Annotated in this window: 21 protein-coding genes and 1 pseudogene; 17 read left to right on the forward strand and 5 right to left on the reverse strand. The window is 23.5% G+C overall.

Features of this window, described 5'->3' with window-relative positions:
• Positions 1-45: 45 nt before the first annotated feature.
• Complete coding sequence (mutS, locus tag D9V59_RS02180; RefSeq protein WP_158364661.1) at positions 46-2,457, reverse strand: DNA mismatch repair protein MutS; 2,412 nt, start codon at positions 2,455-2,457, stop codon at positions 46-48.
• A 153-nt stretch (positions 2,458-2,610) separates the two neighbouring features.
• On the opposite strand from mutS, the gene D9V59_RS02185 reads away from it, so the two are divergent.
• The gene (locus tag D9V59_RS02185) at positions 2,611-3,237 is read left to right on the forward strand and encodes a DsbA family protein (RefSeq protein WP_158364663.1); all 627 of its coding nucleotides are present in this window, start codon (positions 2,611-2,613) and stop codon (positions 3,235-3,237) included.
• Between the two features lie 140 nt (positions 3,238-3,377).
• Positions 3,378-4,238 carry a 5'-3' exonuclease gene (locus D9V59_RS02190; RefSeq protein WP_158364665.1) on the forward strand — a complete coding sequence of 287 codons (861 nt, stop codon included), beginning with the start codon at positions 3,378-3,380 and terminating at the stop codon, positions 4,236-4,238.
• 95 nt (positions 4,239-4,333) lie between these two features.
• On the opposite strand, the gene yihA is transcribed toward D9V59_RS02190, so the two are convergent.
• Positions 4,334-4,951 carry a ribosome biogenesis GTP-binding protein YihA/YsxC gene (gene yihA, locus D9V59_RS02195; protein WP_158364667.1) on the reverse strand — a complete coding sequence of 206 codons (618 nt, stop codon included), beginning with the start codon at positions 4,949-4,951 and terminating at the stop codon, positions 4,334-4,336.
• A 254-nt stretch (positions 4,952-5,205) separates the two neighbouring features.
• Between yihA and typA the strand changes: the two genes are divergently transcribed.
• Positions 5,206-7,026 (forward strand): translational GTPase TypA, encoded by a 1,821-nt coding sequence (gene typA / locus D9V59_RS02200; RefSeq protein ID WP_158364669.1) that lies wholly within the window; start codon positions 5,206-5,208, stop codon positions 7,024-7,026.
• A gap of 98 nt (positions 7,027-7,124) precedes the next feature.
• On the opposite strand, the gene gmk is transcribed toward typA, so the two are convergent.
• Both gmk and ygfZ read right to left on the reverse strand, forming a co-directional pair.
• On the reverse strand, positions 7,125-7,751 hold the full coding sequence (gene gmk, locus D9V59_RS02205) for a guanylate kinase (RefSeq protein WP_158364671.1): 627 nt from the start codon (positions 7,749-7,751) through the stop codon (positions 7,125-7,127).
• A gap of 92 nt (positions 7,752-7,843) precedes the next feature.
• Positions 7,844-8,806, reverse strand: coding sequence for a tRNA-modifying protein YgfZ (gene ygfZ, locus D9V59_RS02210; protein WP_158364673.1), 963 nt, complete (start codon positions 8,804-8,806; stop codon positions 7,844-7,846).
• Between the two features lie 164 nt (positions 8,807-8,970).
• Here ygfZ and prfB point away from each other — a divergent pair.
• The 12 genes and pseudogenes from prfB to tusA all read left to right on the forward strand — a co-directional run bounded on the left by prfB (position 8,971) and on the right by tusA (position 22,064).
• A protein-coding gene (prfB, locus tag D9V59_RS02215) for a peptide chain release factor 2 (protein WP_187308362.1) occupies positions 8,971-10,069 on the forward strand; the annotation gives its coding sequence in 2 pieces (ribosomal slippage) (positions 8,971-9,045 and positions 9,047-10,069; 1,098 coding nt in all).
• Between the two features lie 9 nt (positions 10,070-10,078).
• Entirely contained in the window at positions 10,079-11,596 is a 1,518-nt protein-coding gene (lysS, locus tag D9V59_RS02220; RefSeq protein ID WP_158364677.1) for a lysine--tRNA ligase, read from the forward strand.
• A 56-nt stretch (positions 11,597-11,652) separates the two neighbouring features.
• Positions 11,653-12,900 carry a diaminopimelate decarboxylase gene (lysA, locus tag D9V59_RS02225; RefSeq protein WP_158364679.1) on the forward strand — a complete coding sequence of 416 codons (1,248 nt, stop codon included), beginning with the start codon at positions 11,653-11,655 and terminating at the stop codon, positions 12,898-12,900.
• Positions 12,901-12,952: 52 nt separating this feature from the next.
• Entirely contained in the window at positions 12,953-13,795 is an 843-nt protein-coding gene (lgt, locus tag D9V59_RS02230) for a prolipoprotein diacylglyceryl transferase (protein ID WP_158364681.1), read from the forward strand.
• 18 nt (positions 13,796-13,813) lie between these two features.
• A complete protein-coding gene (gene thyA, locus D9V59_RS02235; RefSeq protein WP_158364683.1) occupies positions 13,814-14,605 on the forward strand; it encodes a thymidylate synthase in 792 nt (263 codons plus the stop codon).
• 62 nt (positions 14,606-14,667) lie between these two features.
• Entirely contained in the window at positions 14,668-15,987 is a 1,320-nt protein-coding gene (miaB, locus tag D9V59_RS02240; RefSeq protein ID WP_158364685.1) for a tRNA (N6-isopentenyl adenosine(37)-C2)-methylthiotransferase MiaB, read from the forward strand.
• 182 nt (positions 15,988-16,169) lie between these two features.
• Positions 16,170-16,457: an rRNA maturation RNase YbeY gene (ybeY, locus tag D9V59_RS02245; RefSeq protein WP_315984424.1), complete on the forward strand. Its 288-nt coding sequence runs from the start codon at positions 16,170-16,172 to the stop codon at positions 16,455-16,457.
• A gap of 93 nt (positions 16,458-16,550) precedes the next feature.
• A complete protein-coding gene (gene corC / locus D9V59_RS02250) occupies positions 16,551-17,423 on the forward strand; it encodes a CNNM family magnesium/cobalt transport protein CorC (RefSeq protein ID WP_158364689.1) in 873 nt (290 codons plus the stop codon).
• Between the two features lie 53 nt (positions 17,424-17,476).
• A complete protein-coding gene (gene leuS / locus D9V59_RS02255; RefSeq protein ID WP_158364691.1) occupies positions 17,477-20,056 on the forward strand; it encodes a leucine--tRNA ligase in 2,580 nt (859 codons plus the stop codon).
• Positions 20,057-20,089: 33 nt separating this feature from the next.
• Positions 20,090-21,085, forward strand: a complete 996-nt coding sequence (gene holA, locus D9V59_RS02260) for a DNA polymerase III subunit delta (protein ID WP_158364693.1) — start codon at positions 20,090-20,092, stop codon at positions 21,083-21,085.
• Between the two features lie 29 nt (positions 21,086-21,114).
• Positions 21,115-21,764 (forward strand): annotated as a pseudogene (gene nadD / locus D9V59_RS02265) (nicotinate-nucleotide adenylyltransferase).
• A 66-nt stretch (positions 21,765-21,830) separates the two neighbouring features.
• A complete protein-coding gene (gene tusA, locus D9V59_RS02270; RefSeq protein WP_158364695.1) occupies positions 21,831-22,064 on the forward strand; it encodes a sulfurtransferase TusA in 234 nt (77 codons plus the stop codon).
• Between the two features lie 115 nt (positions 22,065-22,179).
• On the opposite strand, the gene asd is transcribed toward tusA, so the two are convergent.
• The gene (gene asd, locus D9V59_RS02275; RefSeq protein WP_158364697.1) at positions 22,180-23,295 is read right to left on the reverse strand and encodes an aspartate-semialdehyde dehydrogenase; all 1,116 of its coding nucleotides are present in this window, start codon (positions 23,293-23,295) and stop codon (positions 22,180-22,182) included.
• A 344-nt stretch (positions 23,296-23,639) separates the two neighbouring features.
• On the opposite strand from asd, the gene D9V59_RS02280 reads away from it, so the two are divergent.
• The gene (locus D9V59_RS02280) at positions 23,640-24,236 is read left to right on the forward strand and encodes a YhgN family NAAT transporter (protein WP_158364699.1); all 597 of its coding nucleotides are present in this window, start codon (positions 23,640-23,642) and stop codon (positions 24,234-24,236) included.
• Positions 24,237-24,291: 55 nt separating this feature from the next.
• Positions 24,292-25,470: a phosphoglycerate kinase gene (locus D9V59_RS02285; RefSeq protein WP_158364701.1), complete on the forward strand. Its 1,179-nt coding sequence runs from the start codon at positions 24,292-24,294 to the stop codon at positions 25,468-25,470.
• The last annotated feature ends 1 nt before the right edge of the window (position 25,471 follow it).

Consider the following 25,471-nt stretch of genomic DNA (forward strand, 5'->3'; position numbering starts at 1 on the left):
CATATAATTTATTTTTTTAAAAAAACTTTTCAACATACTAGAAAATTATATTTTTTCTAGATCTATTAATTTTTCTTTTGCATTTTTTATAATAATGTTAGGCAATCCAGATAATGCAGCAACTGATATACCATAACTTTTTTTTGAAATACCAGGTTTAATTTTATATAAAAAAGCTATTTGAGAATCTTTTTCAACTGCAGTAAAATGAAAATTTTTTACAAATTTTTCCATAAATTCTAATTTTGTTAACTCAAGAAAATGAGTAGATAGTAACGTCATTGATTTATTTTGATTAATTAAATATTGTGAACATGACCAAGCTAAAGCAAGTCCTTCATTAGAAGAAGTGCCTCTTCCTAATTCATCAACTAAAACTAAACTATTAGATGTTGCATTATGAAGAATATTAGATATTTCAGTCATTTCCATCATAAATGTTGAATATCCATTACTCAAATCATCTGAAGCACCAATTCTCGTAAAAATTTTATCAATTAAACCAATAGATGCATTTTTTGCAGGCACAAAACTTCCTATCCATGCCATTATGGTGATAAGAGCAACTTGACGCATATAAGTGCTTTTTCCACCCATATTTGGACCTGTTATGATAATCATTCTCTGATTTTTTGATAGATTTATAGAATTAGTTATAAAAGGTGTTTTTAAACATTGTTCTATAACTGGATGACGAGCATCTAATAAAGAAATTTCACATTTTTTAGTCATCATAGGCTGTGTATAGTTTAAAGATACGGCGCGTTCAGATAAATTTACTAATACATCTAATTCTGATAATGCTGAAGCACTATTTTGTAATTTTCCTAAAAAAGGCTCAACAATATTAAAAATTTCTTCATATAATTTTTTTTCTAAGAATAAAGACTGAATTTCTGATTTAAATACTTTTTCTTGGTATTCTTTTAACCAAGATATAGTATAACGTACTGTATTTTTTAAAGTTTGTACTTTAATATAATTTTTTGGAATTAAATGAACATGACGTTTACTTACTTGAATATAATAACCAAGAATTTTATTAAATTTAATTTTAAACGATTCAATCATTAACTTTTTCTTTTCTTGTTGTTCAAAATTATTAATATATTCTTGAGAATTAATTTTAATTAAACGCAATTCATCAAGCTGAGTATTATAATTTGATGCTATTACACCTCCATCTCGAATACATGCAGATGGATTTGAAGAGATAGATTTATTTAACAACAATAGAATTTCTTTAAAATAACCAATAGATAATCGTATTTTTTTAATATGTAGAAAGTTTATTTTTTTTAAAATTACATGTAAATCAGGTAAAATTTTTAGTGTAGAACGCATTCGTATTAAATCATGAGGAGAAGCAGTACGTAAAGCAATTCGAGAATAAATTCTTTCTAAATCATTAACTTGACGAAGAATAGGTTGTAATTTTTTATAAAAAAGCTGAAGATATCTAACGCTTTCATGACGATTTTTAACTATATTAAAATCTTTTAATGGAGAATGCAGCCATCGATTCAACAATCTATAACCCATCGATGTAACTGTTTTGTTTAATATTGAAGATAGAGTATTTTTTTTTTCTCCTATAATATTCTTAGTAATTTCAAGAGTTTTACGTGTACTAGGATTCATTGAAATATTATCTTCTATATAATTATATTTTAATTTTCGAATATTAAGTAATAAAGTCATATGCATTAACTTAACATATTGAAGTAAACAACCAGCTGGACGTATGACAAAATTATCTTTTTCTATACCAAATCCATTTAAACTATGAGTTTTAAATTGTGAAATAAGTAACTTGTAAGATGTTTCTAAATCAAAATCTAATAATGGACGTTTATGAAGACATTTTCTTTTTTCAATTAAAGATATATCAAAAAAATTTTCTGGATAAAGTATTTCTTTCGGATTAATACGCTCAATTTCTGATAATAAAGAACTAGAATTGCAATGTTTAGAAACTCCAAAAAAACCTAATGAAAGATCTAAAATAGCAATTCCAAACTCATTTTTTTCTTTCCAAATAGAACATATAAAACTATCTTCATTATCTTCAAGAAACGCTTCATCTATAACAGTTCCAGGAGTTATTACACGTACTACTTTACGAGAAATTAATTTATTTTTAGAACACGTTTCAGTCATTTGATTACAGATTGCAATAGATTCTCCTAATTTTACAAGTTTTGATAAATAATATTCTGCTCGATGACATGGTACACCAGCCATTGGCACTATCTTATTATTTGAAAATCCTTTTTTTGTTAAAGTAATCTTTAATAGTTCGGAAACATATTCAGCATCTTGATAAAACAATTCATAAAAATCACCTATTTGATAAAATAGTAACGTATTAGGATATTTTAATTTTAAAGATAAATATTGCTTTATTATTGGAGTATGATTGTTCAAATTATTAGTAATATTTATTTTTTTTTGCATAATATCAAATCTATTTGTCTCTTTTAATTAAAATAATTGTTTTTAAGATGTAAAAAATATTGATATAGTATTTTATATATATATATTATAATGTTTAAATATTAATTTTAGTGTTTTTTAATAACTTATCATATATGAAACTAGACGATTAAAATGAATAAAATATTAATTATATTATGCAGTATTTTTTTTTCTTATAATATACTTGCCAATGAATCTAATAATCAAGAATATCTTATAAAAGATAAAAGTATACATAATGTTCCAAAGGTTATGGATTTTTTTTCGTTTTTTTGTCCTTATTGTTATGAATTTAAAAAAAATTATAATATTAAAAATTTAATAAAAAATAATATTAATAAAAATATCAATATTCAAACATATCATGTTGATTTTTTAGGAGGGAAATTAAGTAAAATTTTAACAAAATCTTGGATAATAGCAGAGCAAATCGGAATTGAAGAAAAAATTATTATTCCTATTTTTAAAGGAATTCAAGAAACTCATACCATTAATAATATAAATAATATAAAAAAAATATTTAAACAAGAAGGAAAGGTAAATAAAAAAACATTTAATCGTTTTTGGAATAGTTTAACAATAAAAGTATTAGTTCAAAAAAAAAATAAAGATGTTAAAAAATCTCATTTAAATCATGTTCCAACTATGATTATTAATGGAAAATATATTATTAATTACTCAACAATAGAAAATTCTTTTAAAGATCATTTTGCTGAAAAATGTGTTAAATTAATTAGATTTTTAATTCATAAAAAATAACATAATGACAATTTAAAAAAATATAAATTAATATATTTTATTTTTTATAAGATATAATTGATACTATTTTGGCACGCCTAAAAATTTTAATTTAGATTTAATTAATTTATTGAAAAATTACCAGTATAATAAAGAAAATCATGTATCATATAAAAAATCCTATTATAATAATTGACGGAAGTTTATACTTATATTCATCTTATTATGGTTTTAGCAATGTTAAAAATTTTTTAGGTGAACCATCTGGCGCAATATATGGTATATTGAATATTATCAATAACATTCTAATTAAATATAAAGATTTAAAAAAAATTATTATAATATTTGATTCTTCTAAAAAAACATTTAGAACAAAATTATTTAAAGAATATAAAAAAAATAGACCATCAATGCCTCTTGAATTGTTTGTGCAAATTAAGCCGCTTTTTGAAATACTTAAAAAAATTGGTATTCAAGTATTTAAAATACCTGGAATCGAGGCAGATGATATTATTGGAAGTTTAGCATTTCAATTAGAAAAAAAAGGAGAAACAGTACTAATTATTAGTCATGATAAAGATATGCAACAACTTGTAACAAAAAATATTAACATATTAAATAAAAAAAATAATACTATTATTACTCCTGAAATAATAAAAAAAAAATATGGAATAAAACCTATAGAATTTATTGATTTTTTAGCTTTGATAGGAGATATTTCTGATAATATTCCTGGTGTTCCTAAAGTCGGTATAAAAACTGCATTATCTTTATTAAATAGCTTTTCTAATCTTAACAATATTTATGATAATATTGAAAAAATACCATTTTTACCTATACGCAATGCTAAAAATATTACAATTCAACTTAAAAAAAACAAGGAAATAGCTTTTCTTTCATATCAATTAGCAACTATAAAATTAGATATTCCGATTAATATAACATCAAATCAAATTTTTTCAAAAAAAGATTGCATAAAAAATTTATTAAACTTTTTAAAAAATTATTTTTTAAGAAATTAATACAATTTTAGAAAAAATTTCTTTCATAAAATTTTTTTTTATTATTCTTTTCATCATCAACTATTGTTATTGTTTATTTTTTATAATAGATAAAATTAATTATTTAAAATAGTATATTGATTATACCAATTATTTAATTGAAATTTTAATTTTTTAATGCCAATCTTTTTAAAAGATGAAAACAATTCTATTTCAAAAGAATTTAATAAAAATTGTAATTCCTTAAATGCTTTATTAAATTGTATTTTTTGTTGATATTTTTTCAATTTATCACATTTATTTAACAAAACTAATATAGAAGTATTTCTCTTTTTAGCTATATCAATGATTATATAATCAAGTTTTTTAAAAGGATATCTAATATCCATTAAAAATACAAAACCTTTAATTTGATTTCTTTTTTTTAAATAATCATATGTATTTTTTTGCCATTTTTCTCTTATTAATAAAGGTGCATTTGCATAACCGTATCCTGGAAGATCAACTATTCTAAAATTTGGAACTATTTCAAAAAAATTAATTAGTTGCGTTCGACCAGGAGTTTTACTAGAACGTGATATTTTTTTTTGTTTCGTCAACGTATTAATAACAGTAGATTTACCTGAATTAGAATAACCAATAAATGCAATTTCAATGCCATATTGAATGTCTATATCACTGATATTTACATAACTTTTTAAAAAACTTGTTTTTTTATAATCTAATAATTTCAATGTTTAATCCTGGCTACTAAAATTTCAAAAAATTTATTTTTTTATAAAAAATTTCTAATATAAATTTATTTATCTAAATTTTATAAATTTAAAATTATATTTATATAGTTAAATAAAATAATTTTTGTAAAGTTTTTTATATCTTACTGTAAGATATTATAATCCTCAATAATTAATCTTATCTTGTAATTCTATCTTAAACCAGTCTAAAGTACATCTTTTTGTTCGTGAATATTATTTGAAAAGGAAAAAAAATGCATCATAATATAAGAAATATTGCTATTATAGCGCATGTTGATCATGGAAAAACTACATTACTTGATAAACTATTACAACAATCAGGAACTTTTGAAGAACATGAAGAAAAAACTGAAAGAATTATGGATTCTAACGATTTAGAAAAAGAACGAGGTATTACAATTTTATCTAAAAATACTTCTATAAATTGGAATCAATACAAAATAAACATAGTAGATACTCCTGGACATGCTGATTTTGGTGGTGAAGTAGAACGAGTAATGTCTATGGTAGATTCTGTGTTATTAGTAGTAGATGCATTGGATGGACCAATGCCACAAACACGATTTGTAACTAAAAAAGCATTCAAATATGGTTTGAATCCAATTGTTGTTATTAATAAAATTGATAGAATCAATTCTCGTCCTGATTGGGTAGTAGATCAGATATTTGATCTTTTTGTTAATCTTGATGCAAACGATCAACAACTAGATTTTCCTATTATTTATACTTCCGCTGTTCTTGGAACTTCAGGAATAGATTATCGTAAAATGAAAAATAATATGATTCCATTATATGAATCTATTATTAAATATGTTCCTGCTCCTCATGTAGATCCAAATCAAAAATTTCAAATGCAAATTTCACAACTAGATTATAATAATTATTTAGGAGTAATAGGTATAGGTCGTATTAAACAAGGATCTATAAAAACAAATGATACAGTAACTATCATTAATAGTTCAGGAAATACTCGAAATGGAAAAGTTAATAAAATTTTAAGTTACTCTGGAATAAAAAGAATAGAAATTCATCATGGAAAAGCAGGAGATATTATTGCTATTACAGGTCTTAATAAGTTAAATATTTCTGATACAATTTGTCATCCAGACAATTTAAAACCTCTTCCAATATTAAAAATAGACGAACCTACAGTAAGCATGTTTTTTTCAGTTAATACTTCTCCTTTCTCAGGAAAAGAAGGGAAATTTATAACATCTCGTCAAATATGGGAAAGATTAAAAAAAGAAATTATTCACAATGTTGCATTACAAATAAAAGAAACACAAGATATCAATGTTTTTTCTGTATCCGGACGTGGTGAATTGCATCTATCTATATTGATTGAAAATATGCGTCGTGAAGGTTTTGAATTAGAAGTATCTCGTCCTAAAATAATTTTTCGTGAAAATACAAAAGGAGTACAACAAGAACCTTTTGAAAATGTAATTTTAGATATCGAAGAAAAGCATCAAGGAAATATTATGCAATTTATAGGAATCAGAAAGGGTGAATTACAAAACTTAATTATAGATTCCAAAGGAAGAGTGCGTTTAGAATATATCATATCTAGTAGAGCGTTAATTGGTTTTCGTACTGAGTTTATGAGTCTTACTTCTGGAACAGGACTTTTTTACTCATCTTTCAGTCATTATGATACTGTTCAAAATAGTAATATCGGACAAAGAAAAAATGGAGTTTTAATATCTAATAGTACAGGTATGGCAGTTGGTTTTTCTTTATTTAATTTACAAGAAAGAGGAAAATTATTTATAGGACACAGTGCTCAAGTATATGAAGGACAAATAATAGGCGTACATAATCGTACAAATGACTTAACAGTTAATTGTCTAACAGGAAAAAAACTAACTAATATGAGAGCATCTGGAACTGATGAGGCAATAGTTTTAACGACTCCTATTAATTTGACACTAGAAGAAGCACTAGGATTCATTAACGATGATGAACTTGTAGAAGTGACTCCTAACTCAATACGTTTAAGAAAACGTTATTTAAAAGAAAATGAAAGAAAAAGAGCCAATCGCAATAAATTATAAAAAAATTAAATTAAAAATAAATTTTTAATGTTTAATTTGATTAATTATATAATTCTATTTATGCAATAGAATTATATAAAAAAAAATTTTTAAAAAAATTAACGTTTTAATAAATTAGAAATTAATGTGTTATATTTGTTTCTTTGTTGCAATAAACATAAATGTTCTGCATTAATAATCGTTTTTAAATCATTAACTGCTTGTTTAAAATTGTCATTAATAACAATATAATCATATTCTGAATAATGTTCCATTTCATCTACTGCTTTTTCCATTCTTTTAGCAATAACTATATCACTATCTTGACCTCTTTCTCTTAATCTTTTATAAAGTATATCTTTAGATGGAGGAAGTAAAAAAATACTTTTTGATTCTGGCATTTTATATCTTATTTGCTGAGCTCCCTGCCAATCAATATCAAGAAATACATCAGTTCCAGAAACTAGCATATCTTCAATATACTGACGCGAAGTTCCATAATAATTACTAAAAACTTTTGCGTATTCTAAAAAAGATTCCTGTTTAATCATAATTTGAAATTCTTTTTTTGATATAAAATAATAATGTTTTCCATGTAATTCACCAGGTCTTATGATTCTCGTAGTATGAGAAATAGATACTTGAATGTTATACAAAGTAGTTTTAGATTTTAACAATCCTTGAATTAAACTCGATTTTCCTGTTCCACTTGGAGCAGAAATAATAAAAAGAATACCTTGAGACATGATGTTTTAAAAAAAGTTTTAAATAAAATTTTATAAAAAATATTTTTTTTAAATAAATAGGTTTATTACTAATAAAATTTTATTTTATAAAATTATCTATTTTTTATCAAAAAAATATTTTGAAATCCCTGTATTCTAAATAAATTGTTTGCATTTACAGGTTTATATAACACTGCTTGTATATAAGTATCTCTATTTTTAATATGGACAAAAGATAGTACAATTCCAATTATACACCATTTATTTTCTATTTGAATTTCAATAAAAGAACCTATTTCAAGAAATAAGATACCTTTTCCAATTAAAGAACACAAAAACCGCTTATTTAAATTTTTAAAAAATATTTGTGCTATCATTTCTTGTCCATAATAGCAACCTTTATCAAAACTAATACCTTTAAGCTTATCTAAATTAATTGCTTGTGGAGTAAATTTTTGAGCAGATTCTTTATCAATAATAGGAAAGCCAGATTCTATCTCTAATGACAACCACTGTTTACTTTTATTAAAAAAAATATTTTTATTAATTTCTTTTTTTAAAAATAAAAATTCTGATAATGTTAAAATCAATAAAAACCGTTCTTTTGGTTCTGAATACCATAGTATGGTTTTATTTTTTTCATAAACTATCGAACAATTTTTATTTGGTATTTTAATAAAAAATTTTAATAAAAAATTTCTAGCATCTAATCCTGCTAATCCTATCAAAACAATATCATTTAGTTCAGTAATTCGTACGTTTTCAAAAATAGAATACTTTTTTAATTCTGTTATTTGAATTTTAGAAATGCTTTTTCTCTGAATATAAGCATAACCTTTCTGATATTGAAATAAACGCATTGTACTCCAAACTTTTCCATTTAAATTACAATGTGCGCATAATGCATGATGTTTTTTAGATAATAAATTTATATTAATAGTTAATTGATTTTGAAGATATTTTTTACTATCAGAACCTCTAACATAAACCAAAGACCATTGATCAAGCAATATCATTGTTAATGATAATTCACTTGAAGGATAAATTATATTTTGTAAAGATATAAATGATGACATTTCTTGTTTCCTAAAATACATGTAAAATAACTATATCAAATTAAAAAAATACACCTGTATAATTTAGAATATATAAAATTTTTTTATATTTAAATATAAACATGTTTTAAAATTTATATTTTACTAATAATTTACTTTTTACTAAATAGAAGAATTTAAAAACTATGCTAGAAATAAATACAATTACTAAAAATATTGAAAATTTTAATAAGCGCATAAAAGACCTTAAGAGGTATCTTTGACTATAATCAAAAAAAAATTCGACTCCAAGAAATTAATTTAGAATTATTATCACTTGTAGCATGGAAAAAAAAAACATCTATAAAGAAATTGAATCAAGAAAAATATTTGATCAATTCAATAATTAAGAACATTAACTATATAGAAAAAAAAATCAAGGAAGTGATTATTTTTTTAGAATTAGCAATAGAAACAAAAGATCATATAGTTTTAAAAGATACTTTTATAGAATCTCAAAAAATAGAAAAAAAAATAAAAAAACTTGAATTTTATCGTATGTTTTCAAAAAAAAATGATATCTGTAATTGTTATCTTGATATACAATCTGGATCAGGAGGAACAGAAGCTCAAGATTGGTCTAAAATACTACTTAGAATGTATTTAAAATGGGCTGATAAAAAAAAATTTCAAACAGAAATAATTCATGAATCTATTGGAGAAATAGTTGGAATTAAATCATCTACTGTTAAAATATCTGGACAATATGCTTTTGGATGGTTGAGAACAGAAACAGGTGTACATCGTTTAATTCGAAAAAGTCCTTTTGATTCCGGGAAACGACGTCATACTTCATTTAGTTCTGTTTTTATATATCCAGACATAGATGATAAAATTTACATTAATATAAATTCTTCTGATCTAAGAATTGATGTTTATAGATCCTCAGGAGCTGGAGGTCAACATGTCAATCGAACTGAGTCAGCTGTTCGTATTACTCATTTGCCAACAAGTACTGTTACTCAATGCCAAAGTAATCGTTCTCAACATAAAAACAAAGAACAAGCAATGAAACAAATGAAATCAAAACTATATGAAATACAAAATAGAAAAAAACAAAAAGAAAAACAAAAATTAGAAAAAAATAAATCTAATATTACTTGGGGCAATCAAATACGTTCATATATATTAGATAATTCAAAAATAAAAGATCTTCGTACTGGTATTGAAAAAAATCATATTCAATCAGTTTTAGATGGTGATTTAGACGATTTTATTGAACAAAGTTTAATAATGGGATTATAAGGAATTATAATGTTAGAAATAATAAAAAAAAATAATAATCTTGTTAATAATGAAACTAAAAGAAGAGAAAAAAAACTTTGCAATATGAAAGCAACAGGATTTTCTTTTCCGAATACTTTTAAAAAAACTACTACTACAAAAAAAATTTACAATACATATAAAATGAAAAATAGAGATGAACTTCTTTCTTTAAATATTGAAATTTCTATTGCTGGTAGAATGATACAAAGACGAATTATGGGTAAAGCTTCTTTTTTTACACTTCAAGACATAGAAGGAATGATACAAATATATATACAAGAAAAAAAAATAACATCTGAACTTTATCATAATAATTTTAAAAAATGGGATCTTGGAGACATTATCGGTGTTATAGGAATATTGTTTAAAACTAAAACAGGCGAATTATCTATCTATTGTAATAAGATAGAAATACTAAATAAATCATTAAAACCCTTACCAGATAAATTTCATGGACTTTCTAACCAAGAAATACGTTATCGAAAACGCTATCTAGACTTGATAAGTAACAATAAATTATATGAAATATTTAAAACTCGTTCTAATATTATTATGGCAATTCGAAATTTTATGGTGAAACATAATTTCTTAGAAGTAGAAACACCGATGTTACAAAATACTCCTGGAGGAGCAAGCGCCCGTCCTTTTATTACATATCATAATGAAATTAAATCGCAAATGTATTTAAGAATAGCACCAGAATTATATTTAAAAAAATTAATTGTTGGTGGTTTTGAACGTATTTTTGAACTTAATAGAAATTTTCGTAATGAAGGCATTTCTACTCGTCATAATCCAGAATTTACTATGATGGAAGCATATATTGCATATGCTGACTATAAAGACATGATGAATTTGATAGAAAATATTTTTAAAAACATTACAGTATTTCTTTTCAAAAACAGCCAAATTAAATATCAAAAATATAATTTTGACTTTAGTAAAAAATTTAAAAGATTAACTATGAAAAATGCCATTCTTCAATTCAATTCAACCATTCAACTATCTGATTTAGATAATCTTGATAAAATAAAAAATTTTGCTAATTCTATAGGCATAGAAATAAAAAAACATTGGGGACATGGAAAAATAGAAACTGAAATTTTTGAAAAAACAGTAGAAAAAAATTTAATTCAACCCACATTTATAACTCAATATCCAGTAGAAGTATCTCCTCTAGCAAAACGCAATGATATCAATTCAAAAATCACTGATAGATTTGAATTATTTATTGCTGGATATGAAATAGCAAATGGATTTTCAGAATTAAATGACGTTGAAGATCAAAAAATTAGATTTTTAAATCAAATAAAAATGGAAAAAAAATCAGATAATAAAAACATATTTTATAATCAAGATTATATAGAAGCATTAAAATATGGTTTACCACCAACTGCAGGACTAGGAATAGGAATTGATCGTTTAATTATGATATTAACAAATCAAATTAGCATTCGTGATGTAATTTTATTTCCAACACTCCGACCATGTAATAAACAACTATAATAAAAAATTAAACTTTCTCTTTAAAAATATTCTTCTAAAAAATAACAGGAAAAAAAATGCCACAAGATTTAAATGATCTTAAAAATAATTTTAATATAAATAATATTAAAAAATTAATTAAAAAATATTCTTCTCCTTTTTGGATTTATGATGCTGATACCATTTATAAAAAAATAAAATTATTAAAACAATTTGATGTGATTAGATTCGCTCAGAAATCTTGTTCTAATATTAATATATTGCGTTTAATGAAAAATAAAAATATAAAAATAGATGCAGTTTCATTAGGTGAAATAGAAAGAGCTTTATTATCTGGATTTCAACCAAATACAAATGAAATAATTTTTACTGCAGATATTTTAGATCAAGAAACTTTATTTAAAGTAGTAGATTATAAAATACCAGTTAATGCTGGATCATTAGATATGTTAAAACAATTAGGAAAGATATCTCCAGGTCATCATGTCTGGATAAGAATCAATCCAGGATTTGGATATGGACATAGCAAAAAAACAAATACTGGAGGAGAAAATAGTAAACATGGAATTTGGGATCCTGAACTAGCTATACCAATTATAAAAAAATACAAATTAAAACTAGTAGGTCTACATATGCACATAGGTTCAGGAGTAAATTATATACACCTAAAAAAAGTTTGTCAATCTATGATGAAATATGCGTTTAAATTAAATCAAGAAATATCTTCTATTTCTGCTGGCGGAGGCTTGCCAGTACCTTATACATTCACTGAAAAACCGATTGATATAAAAAAATACTTTAATTTGTGGAATGAAGCAAGAAAAAAAATATCTCAATTTTTAGGAAAAAAAATTGAATTAGAAATTGAACCTGGTAGATTTTTAGTTGCAGAATCAGGTATTTTAATTTCAAAAGTATGGGCTACAAAAAAAACAGGTAATAAAACTTTTATTTTAATAGACGCAGGATTTAACGATTTAATGAGACCGACTATGTATGGAAGCTATCATCATATATCAGTTATTCCTGGAGATAATAGAATAATTAATGAACAAGAAATGACTGATACTGTTGTTGCAGGTCCTTTATGTGAATCAGGAGACATTTTTACACAAGAAGAAGGAGGAACTCTTCAAATTAGAAAATTACCAATTATAAAAATAGGAGATTATTTAATTTTTCATGATACAGGAGCTTACGGAGCTTCAATGTCATCTAATTATAATACTAGACCACTTATTCCAGAAATATTAATAAAAAATAACAATTCTTTTATAATTCGAAGACGTCAAACAATACAAGAAATATTACAATTAGAACTATAATTTTCTAAAAAAATATTATAAAAATTTATAAGAAGGATACCATTTAATATATATGTATATTTTTTTTCCTCATTTAAATCCTATTATTTTTTCTATTGGTCCTATCTCTGCGCATTGGTATGGATTTATGTATTTTATCAGTTTTTTATTTGCTATTTGGTATGGAAAAAAAAGTAATTTTAATAATCAAAAACCATGGTTAAAAAAAAAAATAAACACGTTATTGTACGCTATTTTTTTAGGATCGTGTATCGGAGGCAGAATCGGATATATAATTTTTTATAATTTTAAATATTTCTCTGAAAATATATTACACATATTCTATATATGGAAAGGCGGTATGTCGTTTCATGGAGGATTAATAGGTGCTATCATTACTATGATATACTTTTCATTAAAATATAAAAAAAAAATATTAGAAATATCTGACTTTATAACTCCTTTAGTTCCTTTTGGATTAGGTGCTGGTAGATTAGGAAATTTTATCAACAGCGAACTATGGGGACGCATTGCTCCAAATTTTTCATATGCAATGATCTTTCCTAATTCACAATATCAAGATTTAAAAGCAATAAAAAAATGTCCAGAATTGAAATTATTGTTTGAAAAATATGGAGCATTACCAAGACATCCTTCTCAGTTATACGAATTTTTTTTCGAAGGATTTATTTTATTTTTCATTATTTATTTTTTTCAAAGAAAAAATAGACCAATAGGCAGTATCAGCGGAATATTTTTAATATTTTATGGTATATTTAGAACAATTCTAGAATATTTTAGAGAACCAGATCCTCAATTAGGATTGTTTAACAATATAATAACTATGGGTCAAATACTATCAATTCCAATGATTGTTATTGGATTTATTATTATGTTTAAAGCTTATTATAAATAATTAGATTACTAAGAAAAAATGAAACAATATCTCAAATTAATGAAAAAAATAATTAAAATTGGAAATAAAAAAAAAGATCGCACGGGGACAGGAACTTTATCTATTTTTGGTCACAATATGAAATTTAATTTACAAAAAGGCTTTCCGCTTCTTACGACAAAAAAATGTCATCTTCCTTCTATTATTTATGAACTTTTATGGTTTTTAAAAGGGGATACTAATGTTAAATATTTAAAAGAAAATAAAGTATCTATTTGGAATAATTGGGCTGATGAATCTGGCGATGTTGGTCCAATTTATGGTAAACAGTGGAGAAGTTGGAATACACCAAAAGGTCATACTATCGATCAAATACAAAATACATTAATACAGTTAAAAAAAAATCCTGATTCACGTAGAATTATAGTTTCTAGTTGGAATGTTGCTGAAATAGATCAAATGAAATTACCTCCTTGTCATATACTTTTTCAATTCTATGTTCATAATAAAAAATTAAGCTGTCAACTTTATCAACGTTCTTGTGATGTATTTTTAGGATTACCTTTCAATATAGCTAGTTATTCAATGCTCATTAATATGATTGCTCAACAATGCGATTTAAAAGTTGGAGAATTTTTATGGACTGGTGGTGATGTTCACCTCTATAATAATCATATTGAATTAGCAAAAAAACAAATTTTAAGAACTCCTAGACCACTTCCGAAATTAATAATTCAAAAATCTCAATCATTATTTAAATATTCTTTTGAAGACTTCAAAATTTTTGGATATAACCCTTATCCTTCAATTAAAGGAAAAATATCTATATAATATTTTAACAAATACATGAAATCTAATATTTTATACATTAATTAGGAATATTCTTTATATATATGAAATTTATATACATAAAAACTTGGGGTTGTCAAATGAATGAATATGATTCATCTATGATGATCTCATTATTGCAAAAAAACAATAAATATAAACTCACTAAATTTGCAGAAAATGCTGACATTTTAATATTAAACACTTGTTCTATAAGAGAAAAAGCTCAAGAAAAAGTTTTTCATCAATTAGGAAGATGGAAAAAAATAAAAAATAAAAACTCTAATGTAATTATTGCTTTAGGCGGTTGTGTAGCAACGCAAGAAGGTGAAGAGATTTTTAAAAGAGCTAATTATGTAGATATTATATTTGGAACTCAAACTTTACACAGATTGCCAAAAATGATTGCTGAAGTTGAAAAAAATAGACGATCTTTTATAGATATTAGTTTTCCTAAACTAGAAAAGTTTAACTATTTCTTTGAACCTAATACAAAAGGATATACAGCTGCTATTTCTATTATGGAAGGTTGTAATAAATACTGTTCTTTTTGTGTTGTTCCTTATACAAGAGGAAATGAAATAAGTCGTCCGTGTGACGATGTTTTATTTGAAATATCAAAATTAGCAGAACAAGGTGTACGAGAAATTAATTTATTAGGACAAAATGTTAATGCATATGAAGGACCTACGTTTAATGGAAAAATTTGCTACTTTTCAGAATTAATTAGATTAGTAGCAGAAATAAATGGCATTGATAGAATACGTTTTACTACCAGTAATCCTCTTGAGTTTACTGATGACATTATTGAAGTATACAAAGATACACCAAAATTAGTTAGTTTTCTTCATTTACCTGTACAAAGTGGTTCTAATAAAATACTTAATTTAATGAAACGATCATATACAGTAGAAGAATATCAATTAATTGTTAAAAAACTAATTCTTGCTCGACCTAATATTCAAATTAGTTCTGACTTTATTGTTGGTTTTCCTGGAGAATCTGAAAAAGATTTTCAAGAAACTATGGAATTAATAAAAAAAATTAATTTTGATATGAGTTTTAGTTTTATATACTCCTCTAGACCCGGAACACCTGCTTCTGAATTAAATGATAATATTGATATTCAAGAAAAAAAAGAAAGATTATATCGTTTACAAAATCAAATTAACATACAAACCATGCAATGGAGTCGAAAAATGTTTAAAAGTACACAATCAATTTTAGTGGAAGGTGTATCTAAGCAAAATATCATGGAGTTATACGGCAGAACAGAAAACAATAGAACTGTTACTTTTATAGGATCTCCTAATATGATTGGAAAATTTATTAATGTAAAAATCAACAAAGTTCATACACATTCATTGAAAGGTGAACTAATTTAAATAGTAAAATAATATATGAAAAATATTGTTATAAACCTTCAAATTTGCTGTGAAAATATTCAATATATACCAAAAATATCACATTTTAAAAAATGGATATCCAAAGTTTTGTTTAAAAAAAAAATATTAATATAATAACAATCCGTATTGTAGATGAATCAGAAATTCAAAACTTAAACTATATTTATAGAGGAATAAATAAACCTACAAATATTTTATCATTTTCTATTAATAAGTTTATTGCCAGTAATCAAAAATTATTAGGAGATTTAGTTTTGTGTAAAAATATAATAGAAAAAGAATCTATAAAATATAATAAAATATTACAATCATATTGGGCTCATGTAACTATACACGGAATATTGCATTTATTAGGATACGATCATAAAAATGATAAAGAAGCAAAAGTTATGGAACAAATAGAAAATAAAATCATGATATCATTAAATTATCAAAAACCATATATGTAAAAAATTTTTTAATCTTTTATAAAAAATATTTTAACTAAACCTTTTCTACCATAGAATAATAAAACATATATTTAAGATAGATAATCTAATACTATGAGTGATAATGATTCAGAAAACTGTAACAAAATAAATAAAAAAGGTTTTTTTTCTATTTTATTAAATCAAATTTTTCATGATGAACCTAAAAATAGAGAAGAATTATTAGTATTAATTCGTGATGCAGAACAAAATGAACTTATTGATCAAGATACTTGCGATATGCTAGAAGGCGTTATGCATATTGCTAAGAAAAGAATTAAAGATATCATGATCCCTAGAACACAAATGATAACATTAAAGTTAAATTATAATTTAAACAAATGTCTTGATATTATAATTAAGTCCGCACACTCACGTTTTCCAGTAATGAGTAGCGATAATAATTATGTAGAAGGTTTTTTAATAGCTAAAGATTTATTGCCTTTCATGAAAAATCTAAAAGATATATTTAATATAAAAAATATATTGAGATCAGCAGTTGTAGTACCAGAAAGCAAATATGTCGATCGAATGTTGAAAGAATTTCGTTTGCAACGAAATCATATGGCAATAGTAATAGATGAATTTGGAGCTGTTTCTGGATTAGTTACTATAGAAGATATACTTGAATTAATCGTGGGAGAAATTGAAGATGAATATGATGAAGAAAAATTAAATATTAGAAAACTTCAAAAATATACTTTTTCTGTTCGAGCACTAACTACAATAAAAGAATTTAATGAAACTTTTCATACTAATTTTAGCGACAAAGAAGTAGATACTATAGGTGGATTAGTAATGAAAGAATTTGGTCATTTACCTGGTCGCGGTGAAAACATTCAAATTGATGGATATTCTTTTAAAATATCTATAGCAGATAGTAGAAAAGTAATACAAATACATGTAACAGTTCCGGAAAATAAAATACCTGTTTTAGTAAAAGCATAAAAATAATAACATAATATTATTTTTATTAAATATTTTATTTTAGAGATAAAAAAATGGAAAAAGAATATTCACCAAAAAAAATAGAACTTAATGTGCAAGAATATTGGAAAAAAAATAAAACTTTTCAAGTTTATGAAGATTCTAAAAAAGAAAAATATTATTGTCTTCCTATGCTTCCATATCCTTCTGGAAAATTGCATATGGGTCATGTTAGAAATTATACTATTAGCGATGTTATTGCTAGATATCAAAGAATGTTAGGAAAAAATGTCCTACAACCTATGGGATGGGATGCTTTTGGACTGCCTGCTGAAGAAGCGGCTATAAAAAATAATACTCATCCTTTTAGTTGGACTAAAAAAAATATAAAATATATGAAAAAACAACTACAATCATTAGGTTTTAGCTATGATTGGAGTCGTGAAATAACTACTTGTAAACCGGAATATTATCATTGGGAACAATGGTTTTTTACAGAATTATATAAAAAAAAACTAGTTTATAAAAAAAATAGTATAGTAAATTGGTGTGCTTATGATAAAACTGTTTTAGCAAATGAACAAGTTATTGATGGTTGTTGTTGGAGATGTCAAAATAAAATAATAATGAAAAAATTTCCACAATGGTTTATAAAAATAAGAAATTATGCTGAATCTCTATATCAAGATTTAAAAAAGTTAAATTATTGGCCAGAAAATGTAAAAAATATGCAAAAAAATTGGATTGGAAGAACAAAAGGATTTGAAATTACTTTAAATATTTTTAGTAGAGATCAAACATTAAAAGTATTTTTAGAAAGATTAGACATTATAATGGGTGTTACATATATTTCGATATCTTCTTGTCATAAATTATCTATAAATCTATCTAAACAAAATAAAACAATAAAAAAATTTATACAAAAATATGAATATATCTCACAAGAAGAAAGAGAAAAAGAAAAATACCAAGGTATTAATACTAATCTATTTGTTATTCATCCAATTACTAAAAAACTAATACCTATCTGGATTGCAAATTTTACTATAAAAGAACATGGAACCAATGCAGTATTCTCTGTTCCTGCACACAATGAACATCATTGGAAATTTGCAATCAAAAATAATTTACAAATTAAATATGTTATTTTAAATTCTAATAATAAAAAAACAAATTTATATAATTCTTGGATAAACAAAAAAGGAATATTATTTAATTCTGGAGAATTTAATGGATTAAATTTTCAAAAAAGCACTGAAAAAATAAAAAAAATATTATTAGAAAAAAAAATATTAAAAAATAAGATTCACTATAAATTACAAGATTGGTGTATCTCAAGACAACGCTATTGGGGAGCTCCTATTCCTATGGCCAAATTAAAAAACGGAGAAATTATACCTGTTCCAAAAGAACAATTACCTATACTTTTACCGAATATTGAAAATAATATAAATTTATTAAGAAAATCTATTAATCCTTATTCTGAATGGGCGCAAATTCTTATTAATAAACAAAACGCTATTCGAGAAACAGATACTTTTGATACTTTTATGGAATCATCTTGGTATTATGCTAGATATACTTGTCCAAGTTTTAATACAGGAATGATTGATCCAGTAGCATCAAATTATTGGCTTCCTGTAGATCAATATATTGGAGGAATTGAACATGCAATTATGCATTTAATGTATTTTAGATTTTTTCATAAATTGTTACGTGATTTTAAATTAGTTAATTTTGATGAACCAGTTAAAAATTTATTATGTCAAGGTATGGTTCTTGCCGAAGCTTTTTATAAAATCAATAAAAATTCTCAAAAAAATTGGATTCATTCATCATTAGTTATAACAAAACGAAATTTAAAAGGAGAAATTATTCAATCTTATAACAAAAAAGGAGAAAATTTAGTTTATGCAGGTATGATTAAAATGTCTAAATCAAAAAATAATGGAATTGAACCAGAATTGATGATTAAAAATTATGGTGCAGATACAATTCGTTTATTTATAATGTTTGCAGCTCCTATAGAATCTTCATTAGAATGGAAAGAATCTGGGGTAAAAGGAATACATCGTTTTTTAAAAAAATTATGGTTACTAATATATAATTATATCAATGTATATAATACAGATAAAGATATAGATTTTTCTTGTTTAAATGATCAACAAAATGAACTTCTTTATCAATTGCATAAGACCATAGATAAAGTTTCTGATGATATCGGTCGTCGAAAAACATTTAATACTGCTATTTCTGCAATCATGGAATTAGTAAATCAATTAATAAAAACTCCTGTTCAAGACAAACAAGATAAATCTATTATGAGAGAATCTTTAATTTGCATTATAAAAATGCTATATCCATTTACACCTCATTTTTGTTTTACTACTTGGAAATATTTTTACAAAAATAGTTCTATTGATGATCAAAAATGGCCTATTGCAAAAAATGATATTTTATTAAAGAGATATAAGATTATTGTTGTTCAAATTAACGGAAAAAAAAAATGTACTATAAAAATTTCTAAAAATTTAAAAAAAGAAGAAATATTATTATATATTCAAAATCAAAATATTATTACACAATATTTAAAAAATAGTGATGTAAAAAAGATAATATATGTTCCAAATAAAATAATAAATTTTGTATTATAAATAAAACAATTTTTAAAAGTATTTTATTAATATATGAAAAATATACACTTATACGAGCTTAAACAAAATCTAATTAAAAAATTAAATTTTTTTTATATATTATTAGGAGAGAATTTTATTTTATTAAAAAATAGTCAAGAATTAATATTAAATATTGCATATCAAAAAGGATTTTCAGAAATAGTTACAATAGATATAGAAAAAAATAAAGATTGGGAAAAAGTTATTATATTCTATAAACAAAAAGATTTATTTTTTAAAAAAACTTCTCTAATTGTTAATTTTCTTATTAAAAAATTAGATATTATTTTAATTAAAAATATTAATAAAATATCTTCTTTACTTAATTTAGATGTCTTGATTATATTAAAACTTAATCATTTGTCTGATTTTTTTCAAAACAATCAATTACTCAGAAAATTAAAAAGTTATAACAGCATTATATCTTGTTTTACACCATATAATTTAGATTTTATTAATTGGATAAAATATGAAATTCAAGAAAAAAATATAAATATAGAAGATAAAGGATTATTTTTATTATATAAATATTATGATGGAAATACTTTATTTATATATAATATTTTAAAAATACTTTTAATTACATGGCCTAATACTTATATTACAGAAGACAAAATAAAAAAAATTATTATTGATTTTTTTAATTTTAGTCCGTTACATTGGATTAATGCTATATTTCAAGGTCAAACAAAAAAAGCAATTTATATACTAAATATATTTTGTAAGCAAAAATATAACATTCTTATTTTAATACGAAGTCTACAAAAAGACTTGTTAATATTAATTTATATGAAACGTGAAAAAAAAACAGATATTAATATATTTTTATTAGCTAATAAGATTTGGAAAAAAAGATATAAATTTTTTATAAACGGATTTCAAAAAAATAATTATAATAGTTTATATAAAGCTATTCAAATTCTTGTTAAAATAGAAATAAATATTAAAAAAAAATATAATAATTCTGTTTGGGATCAATTGAAAGAATTAACTTTAATGCTGTCTTAAATGGCATCTTATATATTTATAAAATAAAAATGAAAAAATTATATGCAATATTTGGTGGCAATTTTGATCCTATTCATTATGGTCATCTTTGTATGGCTCAAAATTTAGCAAATGAAATATGTATAGAAAAAATAATATTTCTACCAAATAATAATCCTCCTCATAGAGAAAAAAGCAAAACATCTATAATAGATAGATTAAAAATGATTAAGATGGCTATTAACAATAATGCTTTATTTAAAATAAGTTATTTAGAAACGAAAAAAATTAAATGTTTTTATACTATAGACACTTTGAAAAAAATTAGAAAAATAATAGGTTATTCAAGACCTTTATGTTTTATAATAGGAGAAGATAACTTGCAAAATTTTAATCTCTGGAAAGACTGGGAAAATATTTTATCATATTCACATTTGCTTGTTTGCCCTAGAACTCATAAAAAAAAAGTAACTATAAATTAATAAATTGGATCAATACTCATATAATTAAAGATTATCATTTACTTCATAAAAAATCATGTGGATTAATTTTTTTTTCCAATACAGAAATGATTAATATTTCTTCAAGTAAAATAAGAAAAAATTATTCTCAAGGAAAAAGTTCTTACGGACTTTTACCGTCAAATATTAATACATATATTATATTAAAAAAAATATATCATACAAATCAAGATCCTTAGTTGATTAAAAAAATTTTTTATAATACAAACATATAATAATTTTTTAATATATTTTAACTTATAATAATGAAAAAAAATTTTATTACATTAAATTTAATTGGTCTACGATGTCCTGAACCAATTATGATGATTAGAAAAACAATTCGCAATATGAAAGATAATCAAAAAATATTAGTTTTATCAGATGATCTTTCAACAAAAAGGGACATCCCAAATTTTTGTTTTTTCATGAAACATACACTATTAAAACTTGAAATAAAAATTAAACCATATCGTTTTTTATTAAAAAAAGGATTATAAAATTTATAAAATATTTAATATATACACATAAAATTTAATATATTTTATATTAAAAGATAGTGTATATATTAAAAATATGATATAAAATAATAATTGACAATACATAAAATTATAATTAATCAATTAATATTCTTAACATTCTTCTCAAAGGTTCTGCTGCACCCCATAATAACTGATCTCCAACAGTAAAAGCAGATATATATTTTGATCCTATATTTAATTTTCTTAAACGACCTATTGGGATATTTAACGTATTAGTAACAGAAGACGGTGTTAACTTTAATAAAGTTTCTTCTATGTTATTCGGAATAACATTGACCCATTGATTATGATTGGCGATAATTTCTTGAATGTTATCTAAAGATAATTCTTTTTTTAGTTTAATAGTAAACGATTGACTATGACATCTTAATGAACTAATTCTTACACAAATACCGTCAATTAATACTTTATTTTCTAATAATCCTAAAATTTTATTGGTTTCAGCTTGACCTTTCCATTCTTCTCGACTTTGACCATTGATCATTTTTTTATCAATCCATGGTATTAAACTCCCTGCTAATGGTACAGAAAAATATTTTTTAGGAAAACTAGAACTTCGAGACATTTTAGTTACTTTATTTTCAAGTTCTAAAATTGTTGTACAATCATCAAATAATTCTTTTTTTACACTATTAAATAACATTCCCATTTGTTTTAATAATTCTATTATATAAGAAGCACCTGCACCAGAAGCTGCTTGATAAGTAGAAACAGAAATCCATTCAATTAATTTTTTTTCAAACAAACCACCTAAAGACATCAGCATTAAACTGACAGTACAATTTCCTCCTACAAAAGTTTTAATGCCTTTATTAATAGAATCTTGTATAATATGATAATTAATTGGATCCAATATAATAGTAGAATTTTTTTTCATTCGTAAACATGAAGATGCATCTATCCAATAACCTTTCCAGTTATTTTTTCTTAACTCTGGATAAATCTTATTAGTATAAATACTACCTTGACAAGTAATTATGATATCCATTTCTTGTAATAGATCAATATTATAAGCATTTTTTAAAACATTACATGATATATGATTATTTATAGGACCGTCTTGACCAGATTGAGAGGTTGAAAAAAACACAGGATTAATTTTTGAAAAATCGTTTTCTTCTTCCATTCTTTTCAATAATACTGATCCGACCATTCCTCGCCAACCAATAAATCCAACACGTTTCATCATTAATAAATACACGGATAATTTACAATAAAAATAATATTCTATTAAAATTAATAATATTACTTTTAGTAAACATTTTCCGGCTCCTAAAATAATTACAAAAGATTTTATAATATATATAACATATATTATTTTTGATTAAAAAATTAATTTTTTAAAAATATCAGAATAGAATATTCTATTTGCATTTTTGAAAATATTATAAAATTATAATTTTATATTAAAAAAATTTTTTTATATAATAAATTAATTTATAAAAATTAATAAAATACTTAATCAACTGATTATGTATTAAGAATGCTTTTTATAAAAAATATTTTCAATTTTAAAGGATACAATAAATTAATATGACCGAGATAATTTCTACTACTATATTGTTAATTTTAATTATGGATCCTTTGGGAAATCTTCCAATATTTATGACAATATTAAAACATATAGAACCTAAAAGACGAAGAGTTATCGTGATTAGAGAAATGATTATAGCATTAATTATAATGTTATTGTTCTTGTTTGTTGGAGAAAAAATACTAATTATTTTAAATTTAAAAACTGAAACTGTTTCAATATCTGGAGGTATTATTTTATTCTTAATTGCTATTAAAATGATTTTTCCTTCTGAAAACAACAATAATAATGAAAACATATCTTTAAAAGAAGAACCTTTTTTAGTTCCTTTAGCCATTCCATTAGTTGCGGGACCATCTTTATTAGCAACATTAATGTTATTATCACATCAGTATTCAAACCATATTTCTTATTTAATTGGATCTTTGTTAATAGCATGGTTATTTACTGTTATAATACTATTATTATCAGATTTATTTTTACATTTATTTGGATCTAAAAGTGTTCATGCTTTAGAACGTCTTATGGGATTAATTTTAATCATGCTTTCTACTCAGATGTTTTTAGATGGAATCAGTACATGGTTTAAAAATTAAATTTAAATTTATAAAAATTTATAAAATTAATTAATTATTTTAAAAAGGAATTCTTATGAATATAACAAAAATGACTGATTTAAATATCACAGGAAAAAGAGTTTTAATAAGAAGTGATTTAAACGTACCCATAAAAAATGGAATAATTCAATCTGAAGCTAGAATATTAGCAGCTCTTCCTACTATTCAATTAGCAATTGAAAGAAAGGCAAAAGTCATAATTATGTCTCATTTAGGAAGACCAAAAGAAGGATGTAATACAAAAAAAAATTCTTTATTACCTATATTTGAATATTTAAAAAAGAAATTAAATAACACAAAAATATATTTTGCTAAAGATTATTTAAATAATTTTGAAATAAATGCAGGAGAAGTTGTAATTTTAGAAAATGTTCGTTTTAACATGGGAGAACTAAACAATAGTGATGAATTATCCAAAAAGTATTCTAATCTTTGCGATATATTTGTAATGGATGCATTTGGAAGCGCACATAGAATTCAATCATCTACTTATGGTATTGGTAAATTTGTTAAAATTGCATGTGCTGGACCGCTTTTAATAAATGAAATCAATGCGTTAACAAAAGCACTAGAAAAACCAAAACGTCCTATGGTTGCAATAATAGGAGGTTCAAAAGTATCAACTAAATTTAATGTACTGCATAAATTATCTACAATTGCAGATACAATTATAGTTGGAGGCGGTATAGCAAATACTTTTTTAGCTATAGATCATAAAATAGGCAAATCTTTATATGAATCAAATTTTATATTAGAAGCTAAAAAATTACGTGAACAATTTAATATATTCATTCCAATTGATTCTAGAGTAGGAAAAAATTTTTCTAAAACCGAAAAATCTACAATAAAATTACCTTCTAATATCAAAGAAGACGAAGAAATTATGGATTTTGGAGATCAATCAATTAAAATAGCAGTTGATATTCTTAAAAAATCTAAAACAATTGTATGGAATGGACCAGTAGGAGTATTTGAATTTCCAAATTTTCGAAAAGGTACAGAAATGATTGCAAAAACAATTGCACATAGTCAAGCATTTTCTATAGCTGGAGGAGGAGATACACTATCAGTTATCGATATGTTTAATATAAAAAATAATATATCTTACATTTCTACTGGAGGAGGAGCATTCTTAGAATTTATGGAAGGGAAAAAATTACCTGCAATATATATGTTAGAAGAAAATTTTAAAAAAAATAACTTAATTAACTAAT

It is taken from the genome of Buchnera aphidicola (Artemisaphis artemisicola) (genome assembly GCF_005082365.1).
Lineage (GTDB): Bacteria > Pseudomonadota > Gammaproteobacteria > Enterobacterales > Enterobacteriaceae > Buchnera > Buchnera aphidicola_AR.

Excerpts from the sequence above, each read along its gene's own strand:
- lgt (WP_158364681.1), top strand. The coding sequence starts at position 12,953 with ATGTATATTTTTTTTCCTCATTTAAATCCTATTATTTTTTCTATTGGT.
- lysA (WP_158364679.1), top strand. The coding sequence starts at position 11,653 with ATGCCACAAGATTTAAATGATCTTAAAAATAATTTTAATATAAATAAT.
- D9V59_RS02185 (WP_158364663.1), top strand. The coding sequence starts at position 2,611 with ATGAATAAAATATTAATTATATTATGCAGTATTTTTTTTTCTTATAAT.
- D9V59_RS02280 (WP_158364699.1), top strand. The coding sequence starts at position 23,640 with ATGACCGAGATAATTTCTACTACTATATTGTTAATTTTAATTATGGAT.
- lysS (WP_158364677.1), top strand. The coding sequence starts at position 10,079 with ATGTTAGAAATAATAAAAAAAAATAATAATCTTGTTAATAATGAAACT.
- typA (WP_158364669.1), top strand. The coding sequence starts at position 5,206 with ATGCATCATAATATAAGAAATATTGCTATTATAGCGCATGTTGATCAT.
- holA (WP_158364693.1), top strand. The coding sequence starts at position 20,090 with ATGAAAAATATACACTTATACGAGCTTAAACAAAATCTAATTAAAAAA.
- miaB (WP_158364685.1), top strand. The coding sequence starts at position 14,668 with ATGAAATTTATATACATAAAAACTTGGGGTTGTCAAATGAATGAATAT.
- D9V59_RS02285 (WP_158364701.1), top strand. The coding sequence starts at position 24,292 with ATGAATATAACAAAAATGACTGATTTAAATATCACAGGAAAAAGAGTT.
- leuS (WP_158364691.1), top strand. The coding sequence starts at position 17,477 with ATGGAAAAAGAATATTCACCAAAAAAAATAGAACTTAATGTGCAAGAA.
- D9V59_RS02190 (WP_158364665.1), top strand. The coding sequence starts at position 3,378 with ATGTATCATATAAAAAATCCTATTATAATAATTGACGGAAGTTTATAC.
- tusA (WP_158364695.1), top strand. The coding sequence starts at position 21,831 with ATGAAAAAAAATTTTATTACATTAAATTTAATTGGTCTACGATGTCCT.
- corC (WP_158364689.1), top strand. The coding sequence starts at position 16,551 with ATGAGTGATAATGATTCAGAAAACTGTAACAAAATAAATAAAAAAGGT.
- mutS (WP_158364661.1), bottom strand. The coding sequence starts at position 2,457 with ATGCAAAAAAAAATAAATATTACTAATAATTTGAACAATCATACTCCA.
- asd (WP_158364697.1), bottom strand. The coding sequence starts at position 23,295 with ATGATGAAACGTGTTGGATTTATTGGTTGGCGAGGAATGGTCGGATCA.
- thyA (WP_158364683.1), top strand. The coding sequence starts at position 13,814 with ATGAAACAATATCTCAAATTAATGAAAAAAATAATTAAAATTGGAAAT.
- gmk (WP_158364671.1), bottom strand. The coding sequence starts at position 7,751 with ATGTCTCAAGGTATTCTTTTTATTATTTCTGCTCCAAGTGGAACAGGA.
- ygfZ (WP_158364673.1), bottom strand. The coding sequence starts at position 8,806 with ATGTCATCATTTATATCTTTACAAAATATAATTTATCCTTCAAGTGAA.